The 21,812-nt window shown below is 63.9% G+C and carries 19 protein-coding genes; 5 read left to right on the top strand and 14 right to left on the bottom strand.

Translation table 11 applies throughout. The features are described from left to right. Positions 1-8: 8 nt before the first annotated feature. The 6 genes from AWB72_RS02705 to AWB72_RS02680 all read right to left on the bottom strand — a co-directional run bounded on the left by AWB72_RS02705 (position 9) and on the right by AWB72_RS02680 (position 7,750). Complete coding sequence (locus AWB72_RS02705; RefSeq protein WP_040053003.1) at positions 9-722, bottom strand: ubiquinone biosynthesis accessory factor UbiJ; 714 nt, start codon at positions 720-722, stop codon at positions 9-11. Between the two features lie 174 nt (positions 723-896). Further along, positions 897-1,901 carry a Tim44 domain-containing protein gene (locus AWB72_RS02700; protein WP_087127858.1) on the bottom strand — a complete coding sequence of 335 codons (1,005 nt, stop codon included), beginning with the start codon at positions 1,899-1,901 and terminating at the stop codon, positions 897-899. 25 nt (positions 1,902-1,926) lie between these two features. Next, complete coding sequence (gene ubiE, locus AWB72_RS02695) at positions 1,927-2,658, bottom strand: bifunctional demethylmenaquinone methyltransferase/2-methoxy-6-polyprenyl-1,4-benzoquinol methylase UbiE (RefSeq protein WP_040053005.1); 732 nt, start codon at positions 2,656-2,658, stop codon at positions 1,927-1,929. 93 nt (positions 2,659-2,751) lie between these two features. Further along, positions 2,752-3,162 carry a gamma-butyrobetaine hydroxylase family protein gene (locus AWB72_RS02690; RefSeq protein WP_040053006.1) on the bottom strand — a complete coding sequence of 137 codons (411 nt, stop codon included), beginning with the start codon at positions 3,160-3,162 and terminating at the stop codon, positions 2,752-2,754. A 21-nt stretch (positions 3,163-3,183) separates the two neighbouring features. Then, complete coding sequence (locus tag AWB72_RS02685) at positions 3,184-3,618, bottom strand: HIT family protein (protein ID WP_040053007.1); 435 nt, start codon at positions 3,616-3,618, stop codon at positions 3,184-3,186. 37 nt (positions 3,619-3,655) lie between these two features. After that, positions 3,656-7,750, bottom strand: a complete 4,095-nt coding sequence (locus AWB72_RS02680) for a DUF3683 domain-containing protein (RefSeq protein ID WP_040053008.1) — start codon at positions 7,748-7,750, stop codon at positions 3,656-3,658. Positions 7,751-8,276: 526 nt separating this feature from the next. Here AWB72_RS02680 and ilvA point away from each other — a divergent pair. From ilvA to queF, 3 genes are read left to right on the top strand one after another with little or no spacing between them, the layout of a single operon-like run. Further along, positions 8,277-9,800: a threonine ammonia-lyase, biosynthetic gene (gene ilvA, locus AWB72_RS02675; protein ID WP_040053009.1), complete on the top strand. Its 1,524-nt coding sequence runs from the start codon at positions 8,277-8,279 to the stop codon at positions 9,798-9,800. A gap of 13 nt (positions 9,801-9,813) precedes the next feature. Further along, positions 9,814-10,725 carry a 5'-nucleotidase gene (locus AWB72_RS02670; protein ID WP_040053010.1) on the top strand — a complete coding sequence of 304 codons (912 nt, stop codon included), beginning with the start codon at positions 9,814-9,816 and terminating at the stop codon, positions 10,723-10,725. Then, complete coding sequence (queF, locus tag AWB72_RS02665; protein WP_040053011.1) at positions 10,722-11,546, top strand: NADPH-dependent 7-cyano-7-deazaguanine reductase QueF; 825 nt, start codon at positions 10,722-10,724, stop codon at positions 11,544-11,546. Before AWB72_RS02670 ends, queF begins: the two co-directional genes overlap by 4 nt. Positions 11,547-11,601: 55 nt before the next feature. Here queF and AWB72_RS02660 read toward each other — a convergent pair whose 3' ends face one another. Genes AWB72_RS02660 through AWB72_RS02650 form a run of 3 tightly spaced genes read right to left on the bottom strand, consistent with a single transcriptional unit; the run spans position 11,602 to position 14,388 of the window. Then, positions 11,602-11,979, bottom strand: coding sequence for a RidA family protein (locus AWB72_RS02660; RefSeq protein WP_040053012.1), 378 nt, complete (start codon positions 11,977-11,979; stop codon positions 11,602-11,604). Between the two features lie 31 nt (positions 11,980-12,010). Further along, on the bottom strand, positions 12,011-13,489 hold the full coding sequence (locus AWB72_RS02655) for an N-acyl-D-amino-acid deacylase family protein (RefSeq protein WP_040053013.1): 1,479 nt from the start codon (positions 13,487-13,489) through the stop codon (positions 12,011-12,013). Between the two features lie 2 nt (positions 13,490-13,491). Further along, positions 13,492-14,388 carry a MurR/RpiR family transcriptional regulator gene (locus AWB72_RS02650; protein WP_040053014.1) on the bottom strand — a complete coding sequence of 299 codons (897 nt, stop codon included), beginning with the start codon at positions 14,386-14,388 and terminating at the stop codon, positions 13,492-13,494. 143 nt (positions 14,389-14,531) lie between these two features. On the opposite strand from AWB72_RS02650, the gene AWB72_RS02645 reads away from it, so the two are divergent. Beyond that, entirely contained in the window at positions 14,532-15,806 is a 1,275-nt protein-coding gene (locus AWB72_RS02645) for an amino acid deaminase (protein ID WP_040053015.1), read from the top strand. Here the strand turns inward: AWB72_RS02645 and AWB72_RS02640 are convergent. After that, complete coding sequence (locus tag AWB72_RS02640; RefSeq protein ID WP_040053254.1) at positions 15,803-16,282, bottom strand: MarR family winged helix-turn-helix transcriptional regulator; 480 nt, start codon at positions 16,280-16,282, stop codon at positions 15,803-15,805. The two genes, AWB72_RS02645 and AWB72_RS02640, sit on opposite strands and share 4 nt — an antisense overlap. A gap of 20 nt (positions 16,283-16,302) precedes the next feature. Continuing rightward, positions 16,303-17,898 (bottom strand): MFS transporter, encoded by a 1,596-nt coding sequence (locus AWB72_RS02635; RefSeq protein WP_040053016.1) that lies wholly within the window; start codon positions 17,896-17,898, stop codon positions 16,303-16,305. 106 nt (positions 17,899-18,004) lie between these two features. Here AWB72_RS02635 and AWB72_RS02630 point away from each other — a divergent pair, with 106 nt between their 5' ends. Then, the gene (locus tag AWB72_RS02630; protein ID WP_040053017.1) at positions 18,005-18,853 is read left to right on the top strand and encodes an EcsC family protein; all 849 of its coding nucleotides are present in this window, start codon (positions 18,005-18,007) and stop codon (positions 18,851-18,853) included. Here the strand turns inward: AWB72_RS02630 and AWB72_RS02625 are convergent. The 3 genes from AWB72_RS02625 to AWB72_RS02615 form a co-directional block, all read right to left on the bottom strand. Further along, complete coding sequence (locus tag AWB72_RS02625; protein WP_040053018.1) at positions 18,823-19,746, bottom strand: alpha/beta hydrolase; 924 nt, start codon at positions 19,744-19,746, stop codon at positions 18,823-18,825. The genes AWB72_RS02630 and AWB72_RS02625 overlap by 31 nt on opposite strands. Before the next feature lies 1 nt (position 19,747). Beyond that, positions 19,748-20,200, bottom strand: a complete 453-nt coding sequence (locus AWB72_RS02620; protein WP_040053019.1) for a CHRD domain-containing protein — start codon at positions 20,198-20,200, stop codon at positions 19,748-19,750. A gap of 198 nt (positions 20,201-20,398) precedes the next feature. Then, positions 20,399-21,574: a porin gene (locus tag AWB72_RS02615; RefSeq protein ID WP_040053020.1), complete on the bottom strand. Its 1,176-nt coding sequence runs from the start codon at positions 21,572-21,574 to the stop codon at positions 20,399-20,401. Positions 21,575-21,812: the final 238 nt, after the last annotated feature.

Below are 21,812 nucleotides of genomic sequence, written 5' to 3'. Positions count from 1 at the left end.
TCAGCTCGTTATTCGTGCGAGTCGCTTACGGATTCGCCGCCGGTCCGCGCTGAAGCGCCGCGAGCCGTGGGTCGTGATTGGACTGCCTGTTCGCTTCGCTCGATTTTCTCGATGCGCTTCTCCACGCGCGCCAGCGCATCGCGCGCACGCGAAAGCTCCGCGTTGAACGCATCGAGCGCACTCTTGCGCACGAGTTGCGGGCGCTCGTCGAGCAGATATTCGGCGACCGTGTCCAGCAGATTGCGGCTCGTGCGCCGCGCCTGCTCCTGAACCGTCCGCGCGATGAGGCCGACACGATGCGCGGGCGCATCGCCGATCACGCGCGCGAGATCCTCTTCCGGGTCCCACCGCAAATGTTCGGCCAGCTTCGCGAGCGTCGTCGCGAATTCGGCATCGCCCTCGATGCGAACGTGCTTCATCACGGCCGCCTGCCCGCCCTGCAGGAACGCGGGAAGCGCGTCGAGCGGCACCGAGATCGAGACGTCGAAGCGCGCGGCGTCCGCTTCCGTCGTCGCAGCGAAGAGGCCGTCCGCTTGCGCGACGAGCGCGATCGAAACCGGTCCGCATACGAGCTTCACGCACTTGCCGGCATACGGCTTCACGCGCTCGCGCGCCCACGGCTCGCGCACGAGCAGATGATCGACGACGGCCGCGAACGCACTGGACGCGGTCTTGAAGGCGGGATTCGTGGCGGGACGGGAGGATTCGTATGCGTTCGTCATCGGCTCTGAGATGAAAAAACCCGCGCAAGCGGCAGCTCGCGCGGGTTCTATTCTACGGTTTTAAGCAGCGCAGGCGGCGCGGCTCACGGTCTGTGTTCAGTATTTCGACAAGGCGATCCTTAGGAGCACGCCGGCCGCGGCGCGATGTGCGCGTCGCGGCCAGCGACCGACCGATCAACTCACCTGCTGAATGCCCGCCAGCAGCCAGCCTTCGTTGCCCGACTTCTGCTTCGACAGGTTCCAGATTTCGACGAACGGCTCCGCCGCCGCGCCTTCCGATTCGCGGATCAGCCCGTGGAAGCGCACGCTCGCGAGATACTCGTTCGCGCGATCTTCGACGCCGAGGACATCGGCGTTGAGCTGAACCACGTCCGTGCGATTCGGCGCACTGCCGCGCGCATCGATGTCCAGCTTCACTTCGGCGAACATTTCCGGCGTCGTGAATTCGCGGATGTCGTTGACGTTGCCGCGATCCCACGCGTCCTGCAGGCGCACGAAGTAAACCTTCGCGTTGCGGACGAATGCGTCGGTATCGAAGCCGGCCGGCACGTTCGCCGGTGTCACGGGCGTCGTGGCGTTATCGATATAGCTGCCGCCGAAACCGCCCGGCTGCGCCACGCGCGGCGGCTCATGATTCAGCCCGGTGCGCGTCGACGGGCCGCTGTGAGGCGAAGCGGAGCCCGCACCCGCGTAAGCCGGCGTCGAGTTGTTGCCCTGACGCTTGCGCATGATGAAGCGGAACAGCATGACGGCCGCCAGCACGATCAGCGCGATCATGATCATGTTCGCCATGGCGCCGGCAAAGGCTTCGCCGAGGCCGAAATGCGACAGCAGCGCCGCGATGCCCAGGCCAGCCGCGAGACCGGCGATCGGCCCGAGCCAGCGATTACGCGCCGGCTGCGCGGCGGGCGCCGCCGGCGCGGGCTGCGGACGTTGCGCCTGCGCGGCCTGTCCCGGCTGATTCTGGCCGAACGACTGCGACGGCGGCGTCGCCTGATGTTGTTGCGTAGCGGTGGCGGACTGACGGCCCATGCTGCGGCCGCCGCCCATGCGTTTGGCTTCCGCCGTTTCCGCGAAGATTGCGCCAGCCGCGATGACACCAGCCAGCGCCACGACTCCGGCCTTCCTGAAGAAGATGCTCAGGAAACCCCGGGTTTGGGGTATGCGCGTATCGGACATTTCGAATCCTTTCGAGAGTGGAACACTAAAATTTGGTCCCGACGTGTAACGCTACCACGCCACCTGACAAATTGTAATATTCGACTCGATCCAGGCCCGCTTGTTCCATCATTGTTTTGAGCGTCTCCTGGTCCGGGTGCATGCGAATGGATTCGGCCAGATAACGGTAGCTGTCCGCGTCCTTCGCCACTTTGTCGCCAAGCCACGGCAAAATCTTGAAACTGTAGATATCGTACGGCTTCTTCAGCGGTTCCCACACTTTCGAGAATTCCAGTACCAGCAACCGCCCGCCCGGTTTGAGCACGCGCTGCATTTCCGCGAGCGCGCGATCCTTGTGGGTCATGTTACGCAAGCCGAACGCCACTGTAATCACATTGAAATAATTGTCCGGAAACGGAATCTTTTCCGCGTCGCACAGCAGTGTCGGCGTGATGACGCCCTTGTCCACCAGCCTGTCGCGCCCCACGCGCAGCATCGATTCGTTGATGTCCGTATGCCAGACCTCGCCGGTTTCGCCGGCCTGCTTGGCGAAGGCCATCGCCAGATCGCCGGTGCCGCCCGCGATATCCAGCACCTTGTAGCCCGAGCGCACTTTTGCCTGCCCGATCGTGAAATGCTTCCAGATACGGTGCAGCCCGCCGGACATCAGGTCGTTCATCAAGTCGTAATTGCTCGCGACGGAGTGAAACACGCCCGCCACTTTCTTCGCCTTGTCCTGCTCGTCGACCGTTTCGTATCCGAAGTGGGTCTTGCTCATAGCGCTCTTTCCTCGCCTGTTGTTCGTTGTCAGCCTGCGCAATCGCCGCGCCGGCTCTGCGGCTTTATGCCGCATTCGTCCATATTCGTTCTTTTAGTGGCAGTGGCCGCCGGACGCCTTCGCCGCCATCGGCGCATCGCGGTCGACGCCGGCGGCCTGCAGCTTCGCCAGATAGTCGCGCCAGAGGTCGTCCTGACGCGTCGCGAGATCGTAAAGGATGTCCCACGAATAAATGCCGGTGTTATGGCCGTCGGAGAAATTGAGCTGCAGCGCGTAATGCCCGACCGGCTCCACGCCGATGATGCTCACCTCGCGCTTGCCCGTCTGCAGCGTCTCCTGGCCGGGGCCGTGGCCCTGAACTTCGGCGGAGGGCGAATAGACGCGCAGCAGTTCGAACGGCACGCGATACGACTCGCCGCCGTCGTACTGCAGTTCCAGAACGCGGGATTTCGAATGCAGAACGACGCCGGTGGGAATCGGCGTCGTCGATGTCAGTCCGCTCATGATGAGCCTTGCCTCGTGAAATTAATGGTGGCCGAACGCCTGATTCAGCTCGTTGCGGATCGCTTCGCGCAAGAGCGTCGCCTGCGCGCGGCGCCTGGAAAGTTGCGCCTCGGAGACCGTGCGCTGACGCGGCGCCCAGATCGGCAGAGGAAAACGGGAATCGTTGGTGAAGCGCGGAATGACGTGCCAGTGAACGTGCGGCACCTGATTGCCGAGGCTCGCCAGATTGATCTTCTCGGGCACGAGCACGCGGCGCATCGCGCGTTCCACGCCGTTGACGGCGGCCATCACGCGAGCGCGGTCCGCGTCCGACAGGTCCGACATTTCGGCGACGTGCGCGCCCCAGACGACGCGGCACAGGCCCGGCCAGTCGGGTTCATCGGCGAGGACGACGCGCAATGCGTCGTCCGACCACAGCACTTCGCCGCCGTCTTCACGGCAAAAGACACAGTCCATCGCGACCCTCTAACGAAATCGAACATCGATTCCGCTATTACACCAGCACGCGCTCGATACCGCCATTGTTCGCGCGTTCGACATACTGTTCCATCCAGTTTTCGCCGAGCGTCTTGCGCGCGATTTCCACGACGATATAGTCCGCCTCGACGTTGGCGTCCTCGTTGTAGCGCGACAGCCCCTGCAGGCACGACGGGCAGCTCGTGAGAATCTTCACGTCCGTGCCGTTGGTCTGCGCGCCATCGCCTGCGGAGAGCACGGAGCCGGGCGCCGCGCCCGCCGATCCCGCCGATGCGTTCATCGGATTGATCGCGTTCGATCCGGCCTCGGCCACGAGCGGAATGCCGCGCAGCTTCGCCGCGCCCTTGCGGATTTCCTCTTCCTTGCGGAAGCGCACTTGCGTCGAAATGTCAGGACGCGTGACCGCGAGCGTGCCCGATTCGCCGCAGCAGCGATCGTTCTTCTGGATCTTGTAGCCGTCGTGCTCCGCGCCCATCAGGTCGTTGACGAGCTTGACCGGGTCCATCGTCTTGATCGGCGAATGGCACGGGTCGTGATACATGTAGCGCGTGCCCTTCACGCCTTCCAGCTTGATGTTCTTCTCGAGCAGGAATTCGTGAATGTCGATGATCCGGCAGCCGGGGAAGATCTTCTCGAATTCATAGCCCGCGAGTTGGTCGTAACACGTTCCGCACGACACGACCACGGTCTTGATATCGAGATAGTTCAGCGTGTTCGCCACGCGATGGAACAGCACGCGATTGTCCGTGACGATCTTCTCGGCCTTGTCGTACTGACCCGAGCCGCGCTGCGGATAGCCGCAGCACAGGTAACCCGGCGGCAGCACGGTTTGCACGCCCGCTTCCCACAACATGGCCTGCGTCGCGAGGCCGACCTGCGAGAACAGGCGCTCCGAACCGCAGCCGGGGAAATAGAACACCGCTTCCGAATCGACGGTCGTCGTTTGCGGATTGCGGATGATCGGAACGATCTTGTTATCTTCGATATCCAGCAGCGCGCGCGCCGTCTTCTTCGGCAGATTGCCCGGCATCTTCTTGTTCATGAAGTGGATCACCTGCGTGACCACCGGCGGCTTGCCGACCGTCGCGGGCGGTTTCGCGGTCTGCTTCTTCGCCAGCTTCTTAATGAGGTCGTTGCCGAGACGCTGCGCCTTGTAGCCGACGCCCATCATCGCGGTGCGCGCGAGGTTGATGGTCTGCGGATTCGTCGCGTTCAGGAAGAACATGCCCGCCGCGTTGCCCGCGTTGAACTTCTTCTTGCCCATCTTGCGCAGCAGGTTGCGCATGTTCATCGACACATCGCCGAAATCGATCTTCACCGGGCACGGCGTCGCGCACTTGTGGCAGACGGTGCAATGGTCGGCGACGTCGTTGAACTCGTCCCAATGCTTGATCGATACGCCGCGCCGCGTCTGCTCTTCGTACAGGAACGCTTCGACGAGCAGCGACGTCGCGAGAATCTTGTTGCGCGGGCTGTAGAGCAGGTTCGCGCGCGGCACGTGCGTCGCGCACACCGGCTTGCACTTGCCGCAGCGCAGGCAGTCCTTGATGGAATCGGAGATTGCGCCGATATCCGACTGCTGCATGATGATCGACTCGTAGCCCATCAGCCCGAACGACGGCGTGTACGCGTTGCGCAGGTCCGCGCCTTCGAGCAGCTTGCCCGCGTTGAAGCGCCCTTGCGGATCGACGCGCTTCTTGTACGCGCGGAAATCGCCGATTTCCTCTTCGGTCAGGAACTCCAGCTTCGTGATGCCGATGCCGTGCTCGCCCGAGATCACGCCATCGAGCGAACGCGCGAGCTTCATGATGCGCGCGACCGCGTGATGCGCGTCCTGCAGCATCTCGTAGTTGTCGGAGTTGACGGGGATGTTCGTGTGCACGTTGCCGTCGCCCGCGTGCATGTGCAGCGCGACGAACACGCGGCCGCGCAGCACTTGCTTGTGGATGGCCTGCGCTTCGTCGAGGATCGGCTTGAACTCGCCGCCGTTGAAAATCTGGCGCAGTTCCCCGCGGATTTCCTGCTTCCACGAAATGCGCAGCGTGCGGTCCTGTGCGAGATGGAACACGTTCGCATCCGGCTGCACGTCCACGCGATCGGCGAACTTCTCGGCGAGCGCTTCGTAGCCGAGGCCGACGAGATAGTGCTGCGCCTCGCGCAACGACATGTCGAGCTTGTCACCGACGAAGCTCCAGCGGTCGCGCACGCGCTTGAGTAGATCGAGCGCCTGCTGCACGCGGTCTTCGAGCAGTTCGGCGCTCGGAATCTCGCTCGCGTCGTCGCTCTTGCCGAGCGGCAGCTTGCCGTTGCGGAAGAACGTTTCGAGCGCGTCGAGCAGTTGCAGCTTGTTCTTGATCGACAGTTCGATGTTGATGCGCTCGATCCCGTCCGTGTACTCGCCCATGCGATTGAGCGGGATCACGACGTCTTCGTTGATCTTGAACGCGTTCGTGTGCTTGGCGATGGCGGCCGTGCGCGAGCGGTCGAGCCAAAAGCGCTTGCGCGCCTCCGCGCTCACCGCGACGAAGCCTTCGCCGCTCTTGCCGTTCGCCATGCGCACGACTTCGGACGTGGCGTGCGCGACGGCATCGGCGTTGTCGCCGACGATATCGCCGATCAACACCATCTTCGGGAACGCGTTGCGCTTGCTCTTCGTCGCGTAACCGACCGCGCGCAGATAGCGCTCGTCGAGATGCTCGAGGCCCGCGAGAATCGCGCCGCCCTGCTTCGACGTTTCGAACAGATAGTCCTTGATTTCGACGATGCTCGGAATCGCGTCGCGCGCCTGGCCGAAGAATTCGAGGCAGACGGTGCGCGTATGCGCGGGCATCTTGTGCAGAATCCAGCGCGCGGACGTGATGAGCCCGTCGCAGCCTTCCTTCTGCACGCCCGGCAGGCCGGACAGGAACTTGTCGGTCACGTCCTTGCCGAGCCCTTCCTTGCGGAACGTGCGGCCGGCGATATCGAGGCTTTCCGTGCGGATCAGCTTTTCGCCCGGCGCGCGATTGCCGTCGAACCAGTCGAGCCGGAAGCGCGCCACTTCGACATCGTGAATCTTGCCGCAGTTGTGATCCAGGCGCGTGACTTCGAGCCAGTTGCCTTCCGGATCGACCATGCGCCACCACGCGAGGTTGTCGAGCGCCGTGCCCCACAACACCGCCTTCTTGCCGCCCGCGTTCATCGCGACATTGCCGCCGACGCACGATGCATCGAGCGAAGTCGGATCGACGGCGAACACGAAGCCCGCCTGCTCGGCCGCTTCGGTGACGCGCCGCGTGACGACGCCCGCGCCGGAGAAAATCGTCGCGACCTTGTGATCGACGCCCGGCAAATCCGTCATCTCGACCGGCCCGAGCTGCTCCAGCTTTTCCGTGTTGATGACGGCGGAAAACGGCGTGAGCGGAATCGCGCCGCCCGTGTAGCCGGTGCCGCCGCCGCGCGGAATCACGGTGAGGCCGAGTTCGAAGCACGCCTTGATGAGCCCGGCGATTTCGCTTTCGGTGTCCGGCGTCAGCACGACGAACGGATACTCGACGCGCCAGTCGGTCGCGTCCGTCACATGCGATACGCGCGACAGGCCGTCGAAGCGAATGTTGTCCTTTTGCGTCTCTCTGCCCAGCGCGCGCGATGCGCGGCGGCGCAGATCGGCCATGCGGTCGAACTCGGCGGCGAAGTCATCGACGGCGCGCCGCGCAGCGGCGACCAGCAGTTGCACGCGCTCGGCGCGCTCGCGGCTGCCGGCTTCGTCGCTGTGCTCGGACAGGTCCGCGCGACGGCGCTTCTCGATTTCCGCGAGCCGGTGATTCAGCGCTTCGACGAGCAGCGCGCGGCGTTTCGGGTTGTCGAGCAGGTCGTCCTGCAGATACGGATTGCGGCGCACGGCCCAGATATCGCCGAGCACTTCATACAGCATGCGCGCCGAGCGGCCCGTGCGGCGTTCCGCGCGCAGTTCGTCGAGCGCGGCCCAGGCTTCGTCGCCGAGCAGGCGCATGACGATCTCGCGATCGGAAAACGACGTGTAGTTATACGGAATTTCGCGCAGACGGGGTTCGATATCGAGCGCCAAGGCGGCATGGGCGCCATTCGGATCGAAGGCTTGAGGTGCGTTCATGTTCGACGGTTCGGTGGTTCGGCGTGTGCGCTTCGGGAAACGGAAACGCCGACGATGCGCGTGGGGGCGCAGATTTTCGAATAAGACTTTTCTTGCGAAAGCGGGTGAATCGCCTGAATGTGCCGGGGTAACGGCGACACGGCGAGGCTCACGACGACGCCTTCGATGTGCCCAAGATCAACGCCACGATCGCGTATGGCGCGCGTGCCGCTCGGCCGCGGCGTGATGCTCGCGGGGAACGTGCGCCAGAGTATCGATCCGAAGCTGCCAGTGCATCTGCCGATCCTGATTGCTGATTTGTAAAAGGAAATTCTAACCCATCGCGAAAAACGCCGTTCGCGGGCGCTATCAGTCAGAAGGGGCATTTGCGCGCCTTTTTTGGACGCCGATCCGCGCATTTACGTGCTTTTCATCGACCGGGCGGACGGTCGGAAATCCGCAAAGCCGGAAATGCGTCCCTTTGCGGCTATCATTGATGTTTTCGCCCCGAATTCGCGCCGTTTCGGCTCGCCTCACGATTTTCCGCATGAACCATCCCGACTACCTGAAGAAAGTGCTCACCGCGCGCGTCTACGATGTCGCGCGTGAAAGCGAGCTGGAGCCCGCCCGCAACCTGTCGGCGCGCCTGCGCAACTCCGTCTATCTGAAGCGCGAGGACAACCAGCCGGTGTTCTCGTTCAAGATTCGCGGCGCCTATAACAAGATGGCGAATCTTCCCGCCGACGTGCTCGCGCGCGGCGTGATCACGGCGTCGGCGGGCAATCACGCGCAGGGCGTGGCGCTCTCGGCGGCGCGCCTCGGCTGCCGCGCGGTCATCGCGGTGCCGACGACCACGCCGCAAGTCAAGATCGATGCGATCCGCACGCACGGCGGCCCGACGGTCGAAGTGGTGCTGGCGGGCGAATCGTACAGCGACGCCTACGCGCGCGCCGTCGAGCTACAGCAAGAGCGCGGCCTGACCTTCGTGCATCCGTTCGACGATCCCGATGTCATCGCCGGGCAAGGCACCGTCGCGATGGAAATTCTGCGTCAGCATCAGGGCCCCATTCACGCGATCTTTGTGCCGATCGGCGGCGGCGGACTGGCGGCGGGCGTCGCCGCGTACGTCAAGGCCGTGCGTCCGGAGATCAAGGTAATCGGCGTGCAGACCGAGGACTCCTGCGCGATGGGCCGCTCGATCAAGGCGGGCGAACGCATCACGCTCACGGAAGTCGGCCTGTTTTCGGACGGCACGGCGGTGAAGCTCGTCGGCGAAGAGACGTTCCGCCTGTGCCGCGAACTGCTCGACGAAGTGCTGACCGTCGATACCGACGCGCTCTGCGCCGCGATCAAGGACGTCTTCCAGGACACGCGCAGCGTGCTCGAGCCGGCCGGATCGCTGGCGGTGGCGGGTGCGAAGCTGTATGCGGAGCGCGAAGGCATCGAGGGCAAGACGCTCGTGGCCGTCACGTCCGGCGCGAACATGAATTTCGACCGCATGCGCTTCGTCGCGGAGCGCGCGGAAGTCGGCGAGGCGCGCGAAGCCGTGTTCGCCGTGACGATTCCCGAAGAGCGCGGCAGCTTCAAGCGCTTCTGCGAACTCGTCGGCGATCGCAGCGTGACCGAGTTCAATTACCGCATCGCGGATGCGCGCGCCGCGCACATCTTCGTCGGCGTGCAGATCAAGTCGCGCGGCGAGACGGCGCAGATGATGTCGTCGTTCATCGAGCATGGCTTTGCAACCGTCGATCTGTCCCACGACGAACTCTCGAAGCAGCACATCCGCTACATGGTGGGCGGCCATTCGCCCCTCGCGCAGGACGAGCGCCTGTTGCGCTTCGAATTCCCCGAGCGGCCGGGCGCGCTGATGAAATTCCTCTCGTCGATGGCGCCGGACTGGAACATCAGCCTCTTCCACTATCGCAATCAGGGCGCGGATTACAGCTCGATTCTCGTCGGCATTCAGGTGCCGCAGTCGGACAACGCCGAGTTCGAGCGCTTCCTCGCGACGCTCGGCTATCCGTGGTGGGACGAAGGCTCGAATCCGGTCTACAAGCTGTTCCTCGCTTAAAGGGCGCGCGCCGATGGCCTTCACGCTCGAAGACAAGCTCGTCGTCGCGATTTCGTCGCGCGCGCTCTTCGACTTCGAAGAGGAGAACCGCGTCTACGAAATGGGCGATCTCGCGCGCTACGAAGCGCTGCAGCGCACGCGGCTCGAAACGCCCGCGAAACCGGGCGTCGCGTTCGGGCTCATTCGCAAGCTGCTTGCGCTGAACGCGCATGAACAGCGCGTCGAAGTGGTGATTCTGTCGCGCAGCGATCCGATCAGCGGCCTGCGCGCGTTCCATTCGTGCCGCGAGCATGGACTTGCGATCGAGCGCGGCGTGTTCACGCGCGGCCGATCGCCGTTTGCGTACTTGAAACCGCTGCGCGCGTCGCTATTTTTGTCGGCGAATCCTGACGATGTCCGCGACGCGCTCGCCGCCGGCTTTCCCTCCGCGCGCGTGCTGCCGGAAACGCCGCGCGCCGCGAGCCGTTATGCTGATGAAATCCGCATTGCGTTCGACGGCGACGCCGTGCTCTTCTCCGACGAAGCCGAGCGCGTGTTTCAGGCCGATGGTTTGTCGGCGTTCGTCGGCCATGAAATCGACAAGAAGGATTTGCCGCTGCCGGGCGGGCCGCTGAAGCCGCTGCTCGCTGCGCTGAACAAGCTGCAACGCATTGCCGACGACAACGAGAAGGCGTCGTCGATGCACATTCGCACCGCGCTCGTCACGGCGCGCTCCGCTCCCGCGCACGAACGCGCGATCCGGACGCTGATGGCGTGGGACATCGAAATCGACGAAGCGATGTTCCTGGGCGGTCTCGACAAGGGCGAATTCCTGCGGGAATTCGAACCCGACTTTTTCTTCGACGATCAAATTCGCCACTGCGAATCGGCTCGTGTCGTGACTGCGACCGGCCACGTTCCCAGCGGCATAGCGAACGCATCATGACACCCGAACAATCTCCGCTCGGCAAGGCCGTCAACTACACCGAACAGTACGATCCCGCGCTGCTCTTCCCCATCGACCGCAAGCGCGCGCGCGATGCGATCGGCGTCGCGGACCGGCTGCCGTTCTTCGGCACGGACATCTGGAACGCTTACGAACTGTCGTGGCTGAACCGGCGCGGCAAGCCGCAGCTCGCGGTCGCGACGTTCTTCGTGCCGGCGGATTCGCCGAATATCGTGGAATCGAAGTCGTTCAAGCTGTATCTTGGATCGTTCGCGCAGACAGCGTTCGATTCCATCGACGACGTGCGCGCCGCCATCAAGCGCGATGTCTCCGCGATTTGCGGCGCGACGGTTTCGGTGCAGCTCACCGCGCCGGCGGATTTCGGCAAGCTGGCGATGGAAGAATTCGATGGTTTGTCGCTCGACCGGCTCGATCTCGACTGCGATGTTTATGCGCCGGATCCGTCGTTGCTGAAGGCGTCGCATGATGAAGCGCCTGTCGACGAGACGCTGTTTTCGAATCTGTTGAAATCGAATTGCCCGGTGACGGGACAGCCGGATTGGGGCAGCGTGCAGATTCGCTATTACGGCGGACAGATCGATCACGCGGGATTGCTGCGGTATATCGTTTCTTATCGCGAACATACCGGCTTCCATGAGCAATGCGTCGAGCGCATTTTCATGGACATCATGCGCGAGTGCAAACCGGAAAGGCTCGCGGTTTATGCACGTTATACGCGACGCGGCGGGCTGGATATCAATCCGTTTCGGACGAACTTCAATTTGCCGATGCCGGATAATGCGCGGTTGGCGCGGCAGTGAATGAACGATGCGGCTCTGCTTGCTTTTGAAGCAGAGCCCCAACGACATTACACCCCTACTTCTTATAAGCCACGCAATCCACCTCGACCTTGCAATCGATCACCATCGACGACACGACACAAGCCCGCGCCGGCGGATTCGCGCCGAAGTACTCCTTGAACACCTTGTTGAACGACGCGAAATCGCGCGGATCGTCCAGCCACACGCCGCAGCGCACGACGTGTTCCGTGCCGTACCCCGCTTCTTCCAGAATCGCGATCACGTTCTGAATCGCCTTGTGCGATTGCTCGACGATGCCGCCGTTGATCACCTCGCCGTCCTGCATCGGCGTCTGGCCCGACACGAACAGCCAGCCATCGGCTTCGACCGCGCGTGCGAACGGCATATGCGCGCCGCCTTGTCCCTTGCCGCCTTCCACGCCATAACGCTTCATCTTTCCACTCCTCTTCAAACGCAATAAGTCATCAAAACGCGCCCGCCGCATCCACCTTCGATGCCGCGCCCCGCGCCACGAAACGTCCCGCGCGCGCACCCGTCACGGCCTGCTCGCGATACGTCAACACGCCATTCACCCACACCGCGTCGATGCCCTCCGCCGCCTGTTGCGGCTTCGCGAACGTCGCGGCATCGCGCACACGCTCGGGATCGAACACGACGAGATCCGCGTGGAATCCCTCCCTCACCTCGCCCCGCTCGCTCAATCCGAAGCGCCGCGCCGACAGGCTCGTCATCTTGCGCACCGCCTCTTCCAGCGTGATGAGCGCCGTATCGCGCGCATAGTGGCCAAGCACGCGCGGAAACGCGCCCCACAAACGCGGATGCGGCAGCGGATCGTTCGGCAAGCCATCGGAGCCGACCATCGTCGCGGGATGCGAGAGAATGCGCCGCACGTCGTCCTCCGACATGTTGTGATACACCGCGCCCGCCGGCTGCAAGCGCTTCGCGGCGTCCTGCTGGCTCACCTTCCATTCATCGGCCACTTCGCGAATCAGCTTGCCCGCCATCTCCGGATGCGGCTCCGACCACGTGATCGTGATGTCGATATCGCCGGTCACCTGCTTGAGATCGAGCGTCGATGAACTGCGGTTGTACGGATAACAATCGCAGCCGACGGGCTGTCCGTCGCGCACCGTCTCCAGCGACTTCAGTACTTCCACGCTGCGCCCCCAGTTCGACGGCCCCGCGCACTTCAAATGCGAAATGACCACCGGCACGCGCGCATGGCGGCCGACGCCGTACGCTTCGTTCATCGCGTCGAGGATCGCGTCGAACTCGGTGCGCATGTGCGTCGTGTAGAGCGCGCCCGCTTTGCCGAGCGGCTCGGCCAGCGCCTCGACTTCCTCGGGCGGCGCGTTGAACGCCGATCCGTACGCAAGCCCGCTCGACAACCCGAGCGCGCCGTGATCGAGCGCCTCTTCGAGCTGCGCGCGCATGCCGGCGATTTCATCGGCGGTCGCGGCGCGGTCGAGCCGGTCCATGTGGTTGTTGCGCAGCGCCGTATGGCCGATCAGCGCGCCGACGTTCACGGTCGGACGCGCGTCGTTGACGGCATCGACATACGCGGCGAACGTCGGGTACCTGAACGCGGATGCATCGCCGAGCAGGTTCATCGGATCGGGCGGATCGCTTCTGAGCGTCACCGGCGACGCGCTGATCCCGCAATTGCCGACGATCACCGTCGTCACGCCCTGCGTGATCTTCGGCATCATCTGCGGCGAGCGGATGACGTGCGTGTCGTCGTGCGTGTGAACGTCGATGAAACCGGGCGCGAGCACCTTGCCGCGCGCGTCGAAGGTATGGTCGGCGGTCCAGTGCGACAAGCCGCCCGGCTCCGCGATCGCGACGATGCGTCCGTCGCGCACCGCGACATCGCGTTCGACGGCGGGCGCGCCCGTGCCGTCGATCACCCGCGCGCCGACGATCAGCGTATCGGCTCTCTCCATGATCAATCTCCCAATGGTTGACGCTCGCCGCCGCCGCGATGCGCGTCCAGCGCGTGCTTCATGCGGCGCAGCAGTTCGCGGCTGCGGTCGGCCTGTTTGACGGCCAGTTCGGTGACGAGCAGATCGAGCGCCATCATCATCGCGTAGCGCGACGACGACGGCTTGTAGATGAAGTCCGTTTCGATGGCGATGACCGGAATCAGCCAGTCCGCCAGCGCGCCGAGCGGCGATGCCGGCGCGGTCAGCGCGATGACGCGCGCGCCGTACTCGCGCGCGAGCCGGCAGCTTTCGACCATTTCCGGCGTCTGCCCGGTCACGGAAAGCGCGACGACGACCTGTTCCTTCGAGAGCGTGGCCGCCACCATGCGCTGCAGCAGCCCGTCCTGATACGACGCCACCGGGCGGCCGAGCCGCACGAGCCGAAAGCGCATTTCGTCGGCGAGCGCGGTCGAGCCGCCGCCCATGCCGAACACGTAGATCATCGACGCGGCCGCGAGCGCGTCGGCGGCTTCCGCGATCGGCGCTGCGCGCAGCGCGCCCTGGTTCTGCGCGAGCGTCGCCTGCACTTCGTCGAAGATGCGCGCGGCGAGCGAATCGGGTGCGGCGTCGCCGTTGTCCGGCTCACGTTTCAGGAAGCGCTGACCGACCGCCGCCGCCTGCGCGAGCCGCAGCTTCAACTCGCGCACGTCCGCGCAGCCGACCGCCTTCGCGAAACGCGTGACCGTCGCGATGCTGACTTCGGCCTTGTCCGCGAGCGCGCCGATGCTCGCCCGCGACGCGCCCGTGAGATCGTCGAGGATCAGCGCGGCGACCTTGCGCTCGGCGCTGCGCAACTCGGGCGCGCGCTCGGCAATGCGGGCGACGATATCGAAAGTGAGCGGATCGGCGGGGCCGTTCATCGTGTAGTCGGGTTTACGCTGTACGCGTGTTACTAAATAACATTTCCATCGACGATGCTACTTTGGGTACCATAGTGCCGTCAACCAGGACGTCATTAAGCATCGGCAGAAGTGCATCTAAACGGACGATGGAGTAGCAGCACATGAAAGTTACAAACTATCAGAACGCGACGATCGACCCCTTCGGCAAGGGTCTCGGCATGGTGCCGGGCACGAGCATCCAGTTGAAGGACGCGGCGCGTCTTCAATGGAATCTGCTCGAAGAGGACGTGAGTCTGCCCGCCGCCGTGCTGTATGCGGACCGCATCGAACACAACCTGAGGTGGATGCAGGATTTCGTCGGCGAGTACGGCGTGAAGCTCGCGCCGCACGGCAAGACCACGATGGCGCCGCAGCTCTTTCGCCGCCAGCTCGATACCGGCGCGTGGGGCATCACGCTCGCGACGGCGCATCAGGTGCGCGCGGCATATCGGGGCGGCGTGCATCGCGTGCTGATGGCGAATCAGCTCGTCGGCAAGCGCAACATGGGCATGATCGCCGAGTTGCTCACCGATCCCGACTTTGAGTTTTTCTGTTTAGTGGATTCAGCCGATGGCGTCGATCAGCTCGGCGCGTTCTTCACCGATGTGCGCAAGAAGCTGAACGTGCTGATCGAACTCGGCGTGCCGGGCGGACGCACCGGCGTGCGCGACGATGCGCAGCGCGAAGCCGTGCTCGCCGCCATCGCGCGCTGGCCGGGCACGATCGAACTCGCGGGCGTCGAACTGTACGAAGGCGTGCTGCAGGACGAATCGAAGGTGCGCGAGTTCTTGAAAAGCGCGGTCGACATCACGCGGAAGCTGAGCGACGAAGGCAAGATCGCGCGCAAGCCGGCGATTCTGTCAGGCGCGGGATCGGCGTGGTACGACGTCGTTGCCGACGAATTCGCGAAGGCGAACAGCGATGCCATCGAAGTCGTGCTGCGCCCCGGCTGCTATCTGACGCACGACGTCGGCATCTACAAGAAAGCGCAGAACGAGATTTTCGCGCGCAACCCGATCGCGAAGAAGATGGGCCAGGGGCTGAAGCCCGCGCTGCAATTGTGGGCGTATGTGCAGTCGATCCCGGAGCCGGATCGCGCGATCATCGGCCTCGGCAAGCGGGACTCCGCGTTCGATGCGGGCATGCCAGAGCCGGCGAAGCATTATCGGCCGGGCACGGATGCGCCGCGCGACGTGTCGGCGGACGAAGGCTGGGAAGTGTTCGGCCTGATGGATCAGCACGCATATCTGCGCATCAAGCCGGGCGACGACGTGAAGGTCGGCGACATGATCGCCTTCGACATTTCGCACCCGTGTCTCACGTTCGACAAGTGGCGTCAGGTGCTCGTCGTCGATCCGAAATATCGCGTGACGGAAGTGATCGAGACGTTCTTCTAAGCCTTGTCGTCGACGGTGGCCGCGTTGATTGCATTGTTCGCGGTGTTCGCGGCCACTTCCTGAATGCGCGCTTCCAGCATGTGGAGCGCGCCGGATAGCGCTTCGATGGCGTCGTCGGGCATCGCGGCCATCGTGTCGTGCAGGAACGCGCTGCGGCGCGGCAGGCTTTCTTCCGTCGCCGCGCGGCCCTGCGCCGTGAGCGCGACATTCGAAACGCGATTGTCCCGCGCATCGACACTGCGCACGACCCAGCCGAGCGCTTCCAGCGTTTTCAGTTGACGCGTCAGCGCGCCCGGATCGACACGCAGCCGCTCCACCAGCATCTTCTGCGACGCCGCGCCCCCGTGCTCGTGCAGCGCGAGCAGGATGCGCCAGCGCGGCATCGGCTGGCCGACCGCCGACTCGAACGCCGACATGAACGCGCGATACGTCCGTCCAAACTGTTGCACCACGGCGATGCGATCCTGTTCGTTCATGCTTGTGCTTCCTTCAATCGTCATTCGGCGAGAATGACCGGTTCCTGCGGGCCTTTCAAGCGCACGGGCGGCACGCGGCGCGATTGCCACACGGACAGCACCGCGACCACCGCCGCGACCGCGAGACCAATGTGGATCGCCGCGACGAGCGACTCGCGCGCGGCCTCGAGCAGCATCGCGCCGTCGTGGCCGGCGGCGGCCAACTGCGCGAGCACGCTCCGCTGGCCTTCATGGTTGATGAGAATTTGCGGATCGGCCATATCGCCGAGCCAGCGCGTCGCGCCGTCCTTCTCCAGCGCGAGGCCGACGCCGCTCGCATACAGATGGCTCACGAGCGTGCCGGTCAGCGCCGTGCCGATCATCCCGCCGATCATGCGCAGCGACTGCAATAGCGCGGTCGCGATGCCGAGATGCTGACGGCCCGCTGTCTGCTGCGCGAACACGGTGAGGTTCGGCATCACGAAGCCGAGGCCCAGGCCGCCGAGCAGCATGAAGACGAGCAGCAGCGCGCGCGGCATCGTGTGACTCGCGACGACCACGCCGAGGCACGACACGGCGAGCAGGCTGAAGCCGATATAGAGCATCAGGTTCGCGTTCGCGAGCCGCGTCACGATACGCCCGTTCAGAATGCTGCCGATGGTGATGAACACGACGAGCGGCGTGATCATCATGCCCGCGTCTTTCGGCGACATGCCGAATCCGCCCTGGAACAGCAGCGGCGCGTAGAAGAGCAGCGAGAACATCGTGAAGCCGCCCATGATCGCGAGCGTGAAGAGCGCGGCGAGACTCCGGTTGCGGAACATGTCGATCGGCAGGATTGCGTAGCTGCAACGCATTTCCCACTTCCACAGTGCATACGCCGCCACGACGCTCGCCGCCAGCAACGCGAGCGTTTCGACGCTGATCCCATGCTTCGGCAGCAATTCGACGAACAATTGCAGCGCGCCGAGCGCCACCGCGATCAGCGCCGCGCCGGGCCAGTCGAGCCGCATTTTTCCTTCATGCGCGACATGCCGCAGATGCGGAAGAAAGCGCCACACGAAAAACAGCGACAACACGCCCACCGGCAGGTTGACGTAGAACACCGAGCGCCAGCCGGTGTATTGCGTGAGAAAACCGCCGAGCGACGGCCCGACCGCGTTCGCAATGCCGAACGCCGAACTCATCAGCACTTGCCAGCGCAGACGCACGACGTTGTCGGGAAAGAGATCGGCGATGCACGCGAACGCAGTGCCCACCAGCATCCCCCCGCCGATGCCCTGCAAGCCGCGCGCGAGCACGAGGAACATCATGCTGTTGGCGAGTCCGCACAGCACGGACGCGACCGTGAACACCACGATCGACGCGATCACGAACGGCTTGCGGCCGTAGTAATCGCCGAGCCGCCCGAAGATCGGCACGGTGATGACGGATGTCAGAAGATAGGAAGTCGCGACCCACGCATACAGATCGAAGCCCTTGAGTTCGGCGACGATGGTGGGCAACGCGGTGCCGACAACCGTCTGATCAAGCGCGACGAGCATCGTGACGAAGGAAATGCCCAGCATCGCCATGAGCGATTCGCGGAACGGCAGAACCTGTCCGCTGGAATGATGCGCGGCTGTATGAACGGCCATCTTTTGTACGCACAATTGTTGACTAGTCAACGGAAAGGGAATCATAGCACGGGGTTGCGCTCTAAGCTGCGTGGTCAACTTCTCATTTCGATACAAGAAACATCGCATGGAACCGACGCCGATCATCACTTCACCGCTCACGCCCGAGGACTTCGCCGCCCTCTCCCGCGCCAAGGAAGCGCTCGAAAGTCCGACGCTGACGATGAAGCTCGCGAGCGTCATCGGCGCGCCGATCGAGAAGCTCATGGGCCGTCTGCCCGGCGCGGCTCAGGAAAAAATCGACGAAGCGACGCAACTCGCGCTCAAGAAATGTCTGCAGATCGCGCTGCGGACACTCGGCAAGGGCGCGTCCGCCGGATCGCTCCTCGCGCCGCCGCCCGACAAGCCGAGCAATCTGCTGCACAAACTCGCCGTCGCGACCACCGGCGCGGCGGGCGGCGCGTTCGGACTGTTCGCGCTGCCGGTCGAGCTTCCGGTGACGACCACGCTGATGTTTCGCTCGATCTGCGATATCGCGCGCAGCGAGGGCGAGGATGTGCATCGCGTGGATACGCAACTCCAATGCTTGATGGTGCTCGGCATGGGCGGCACGCGCCGTGACGACGACAACGCCGATCTCGGTTATTTCATCGTGCGCGGGGCGCTCGCGCAGTCGGTATCGCGCGCGACGAGCGAGATCACGACGAAAGGGCTCGCCGGCCACGGATCGACGGCGCTGCTCAAGTTCCTGCAGACGATCGCATCGCGGTTCTCGGTGCAGGTCAGCGAGCAGGTCGCCGCGAAATCGGTCCCGGCGATCGGCGCGGTGCTCGGCGCGATGGTGAACACGGTGTTCATCGACCACTTCCAGCAGATGGCGCACGGGCACTTCACCGTGCGTCGGCTGGAGCGGCAGTACGGAACGGCGGCGGTCGAGCGCGCGTATCAGACGATCGAGGTGATGGGCGGACGTTGAGTCTCCGCCGGCTTCGACGTGATGTCGCCGATGAATTGCGCGGCGCGTGTCAGCGCGTGCCGCGCTTCGGGCATGAACGGCGACCAGATCTGAAAGATGTGCGGCACGCCGCGCCAGATTTGCAGATCGACGCGGACGCCCGCTGCCCGCGCTTCATCAGCGACGCGCGTGGAGTCGTCGAGCAGGAGTTCGGTGTCGGCGACCTGGATCAGGAGCGGCGGCAAGTCTTCGAAGCGGCCGAAAAGCGGAGACGCGTAAGGATGCGTGGCGTCGGCATCGCCGAGATATTGCGACGCGACTTTCGGGAAAACGGCCGCGTGGAACATGGGATCGCGGCCTTCGTTCACTTGCATCGATGCGCCGCTGCACGTCAGGTCCGTCCACGGCGAAAAGAGCACGGCGCCGGCGGGCAGCGCGTCGGCGGCATCGCGAAGCGCAAGGAGCGTCGCGAGCGCGAGACCGCCGCCCGCGGAATCGCCCGCTATGACGATCGATCGGGGCGCGACGCCATCTGCGAGCAACGCGCGATAGGCGGCGACGGCATCGTCGACCGCAGCCGGGAATCGATGTTCGGGCGCGAGCCGGTAATCGAGCGAGAAGACATCGGCGTGCGCGCGTTCGGCGAGACCGAAGCTGATCGCACGATGGCTGCGCGGCGAGCAAAAGTAGTAGCCGCCGCCGTGCAGGTAGAGGATCGTGCAGCGCGGCGCGGCGGTGCGCAGCCTTTCGCCGTCGTCGCGAATCTCGAGGCGCCAGCCTTTCGGCACGCCCGGCGACCAGATGCGGCGTGCGGTGTATGCGCGGGCGCGATCCACATCGATGACGGGCTTCGCCGTTTCCGGCCGCATGCGACGCCGAACCGCCCAGCACGCGAGCGCGCTTTGCCAGCTCATCTCAATTCGACGGCATCACCTGGCCGCGTAGCTCGCCAGTCGGATTTTCTTGCGTATGAATATTGAAGTACCACTGGCCGGCCATGAGGTCGGTCACCTGCTGCTCGGTGAGCGTCGCCTGGCCTTTCATCGGGCTGGCGAGCGATTGCTTGTCGACGGGCACTTGCACTTTCGCGTTCTGGCCGACCGGCGCGGGGCCGTGAAAATGCGCCATCGTGACCGGGCCGGACAAATCGGCGTAGGTCGCGGTCCACGTCAGTTGTCTGGAATTGGTGTTGAAAGTGGCGTCGAGCGTGCCGTGGCCTTTGCTCACTCTCGGCGGCACTTCGCTGGATGGCTGAAGGTTCGCTTTGAGCGCGACGACATCGGCATGAGCCGAAGCCGATGCCGAAGCGAAGAGCGCGAAGATCAAGATCGCGGTCCAGCGGACATGTGGTCTGCATGTCGAGATCATTTCCGATTCTCCGTTTTTCCGTTTCTTGCGAACCGGGACGCGCGTCGGGCTGCGGGGCGGGAGCCGGCTGCATGGTCATGGTAGTGCATTCGTAGACGACGCGCTTTTTGCTCCGGGCGCTGGCCACCAAGCAGAAAGGGCGCCTCGCGGCGCCCTTTCCTTGCTAGCTCACTACAACTGCGTACTGCTCAGCCCGCTTTAGAAGCGGTGACGGATACCCGTCGTCAGGAGAACCTGACGGCTGCTCGACGATGCGCCGCCCGGCGCGCCGCTGATACCTGCATTCGGCATCACACCTTCCGGCAAACCGCTAGCGATCTGAACCACGCCTTCAGCATAAATGTCGGTGCGCTTCGACAGAGCGTAGTCCGTCTGCACGCCGAACTGGTGGAAGCGGACGCGGGTCGAATCGCTCGAGCCGGACTCGGTGAACTTCGCGTTCGTGAACGTGTAAGCCGCACCGAGCGAGAGCGCCGGCGTCAGTGCGTAACGGCCGTTCACTTCATAGTTGTTGATGATGTTCGAACCAACGTTGGACGCGAAGTTGTCCTCACGCGTCTGCGTCCACAGCGCGCCGAACGTCAGCGCGCCGATCGAGTAGCTGCCGCCTGCACCGAACGTGCGATGACGATCGATACCAAATTCGGCAATCTGGCTGGTGCCCAGGTTCGGCACATCGACCGTGACGCCCGTGATCGCGCTACCGTAGGTCGCAGCGTAGTTCTGGAGGTTCGCTTGCATGTATGCAGCGCCGAGCTTCAGACCGCCGTTGGCATAGCCCGCGCCCAGGCTGTAAGCACGGTTTGCGGCAAAGCCGCCGGCAGCATTCGAAAATGCATACAGGCCGCTGAACGTCAGGCCAGCGTAGTTAGCGCTTTGGAACTTGACCGAGTTGTTTTCGCGGAACAGGTCGCCGTTCAGGTTGTCCAGGTTGCCCGGGTGTGCGAAGTACGTGCCGCCCCACGAACCGCTTGCGCTCAACGGGCCGAGGTAGTCAGTCACGGAGTCGGTCTGATGGCCGAGGGTGACCGTGCCTGCGTTCGTCGAGAGACCAACGTAAGCCTGGCGACCGAAGCCGGTACCGCCCAGGCTACCGCCGTTAGCAACGTCGAAGCCGCTTTCCAACGTGAAGACGGTCTTCAGGCCGCCGCCCAGATCTTCCACGCCACGCAGGCCCCAGCGGCTCATGTTGACGTTGCCGCCGCTCATGCTCCACGAGCTGTTCTTGTAGTGATCCGCGCTTTCCGGAGCCTGCACATTGTTCACAAACGTGAAGCCGGCATCGACCAAGCCATACAGCGTAACGCTGCTCTGCGCGCTCGCGGCAGTGGCGAACGATGCGGCGATGGCCGCTACAATCAGAGTCTTTTTCATGTGTGTTCCTTTGAAAGAGTCATATGACTCGATAGGGTTGCTCGCGGCGTCTCGACACGTCCGGGATCGAAGCCCCGCCGTATGCCTTTCACCGATATTCGGCAGCCCAAAGTGTATGACCGGCCTTTTTGCAGCCACCACCCCAGGAACCCACAAAAGCCTTCTCGAACAATTCAAAAAATCGAATTTCAATATGAGTAAACGCTTAGGCGTCTTGCACTTACCGCAGCACTAGAAA

Source organism: Caballeronia concitans (genome assembly GCF_001544615.1).
GTDB lineage: Bacteria > Pseudomonadota > Gammaproteobacteria > Burkholderiales > Burkholderiaceae > Caballeronia > Caballeronia concitans.
Note: the sequence above shows the minus strand (reverse complement) of the source record. Positions and strands in the feature narration are given on the sequence as shown.

Coding starts and splice junctions, on each gene's coding strand:
- AWB72_RS02705 (WP_040053003.1), bottom strand. CDS start 722: ATGACGAACGCATACGAATCCTCCCGTCCCGCCACGAATCCCGCCTTC.
- AWB72_RS02700 (WP_087127858.1), bottom strand. CDS start 1,901: ATGTCCGATACGCGCATACCCCAAACCCGGGGTTTCCTGAGCATCTTC.
- ubiE (WP_040053005.1), bottom strand. CDS start 2,658: ATGAGCAAGACCCACTTCGGATACGAAACGGTCGACGAGCAGGACAAG.
- AWB72_RS02690 (WP_040053006.1), bottom strand. CDS start 3,162: ATGAGCGGACTGACATCGACGACGCCGATTCCCACCGGCGTCGTTCTG.
- AWB72_RS02685 (WP_040053007.1), bottom strand. CDS start 3,618: ATGGACTGTGTCTTTTGCCGTGAAGACGGCGGCGAAGTGCTGTGGTCG.
- AWB72_RS02680 (WP_040053008.1), bottom strand. CDS start 7,750: ATGAACGCACCTCAAGCCTTCGATCCGAATGGCGCCCATGCCGCCTTG.
- ilvA (WP_040053009.1), top strand. CDS start 8,277: ATGAACCATCCCGACTACCTGAAGAAAGTGCTCACCGCGCGCGTCTAC.
- AWB72_RS02670 (WP_040053010.1), top strand. CDS start 9,814: ATGGCCTTCACGCTCGAAGACAAGCTCGTCGTCGCGATTTCGTCGCGC.
- queF (WP_040053011.1), top strand. CDS start 10,722: ATGACACCCGAACAATCTCCGCTCGGCAAGGCCGTCAACTACACCGAA.
- AWB72_RS02660 (WP_040053012.1), bottom strand. CDS start 11,979: ATGAAGCGTTATGGCGTGGAAGGCGGCAAGGGACAAGGCGGCGCGCAT.
- AWB72_RS02655 (WP_040053013.1), bottom strand. CDS start 13,489: ATGGAGAGAGCCGATACGCTGATCGTCGGCGCGCGGGTGATCGACGGC.
- AWB72_RS02650 (WP_040053014.1), bottom strand. CDS start 14,388: ATGAACGGCCCCGCCGATCCGCTCACTTTCGATATCGTCGCCCGCATT.
- AWB72_RS02645 (WP_040053015.1), top strand. CDS start 14,532: ATGAAAGTTACAAACTATCAGAACGCGACGATCGACCCCTTCGGCAAG.
- AWB72_RS02640 (WP_040053254.1), bottom strand. CDS start 16,282: ATGAACGAACAGGATCGCATCGCCGTGGTGCAACAGTTTGGACGGACG.
- AWB72_RS02635 (WP_040053016.1), bottom strand. CDS start 17,898: ATGGCCGTTCATACAGCCGCGCATCATTCCAGCGGACAGGTTCTGCCG.
- AWB72_RS02630 (WP_040053017.1), top strand. CDS start 18,005: ATGGAACCGACGCCGATCATCACTTCACCGCTCACGCCCGAGGACTTC.
- AWB72_RS02625 (WP_040053018.1), bottom strand. CDS start 19,746: ATGAGCTGGCAAAGCGCGCTCGCGTGCTGGGCGGTTCGGCGTCGCATG.
- AWB72_RS02620 (WP_040053019.1), bottom strand. CDS start 20,200: ATGATCTCGACATGCAGACCACATGTCCGCTGGACCGCGATCTTGATC.
- AWB72_RS02615 (WP_040053020.1), bottom strand. CDS start 21,574: ATGAAAAAGACTCTGATTGTAGCGGCCATCGCCGCATCGTTCGCCACT.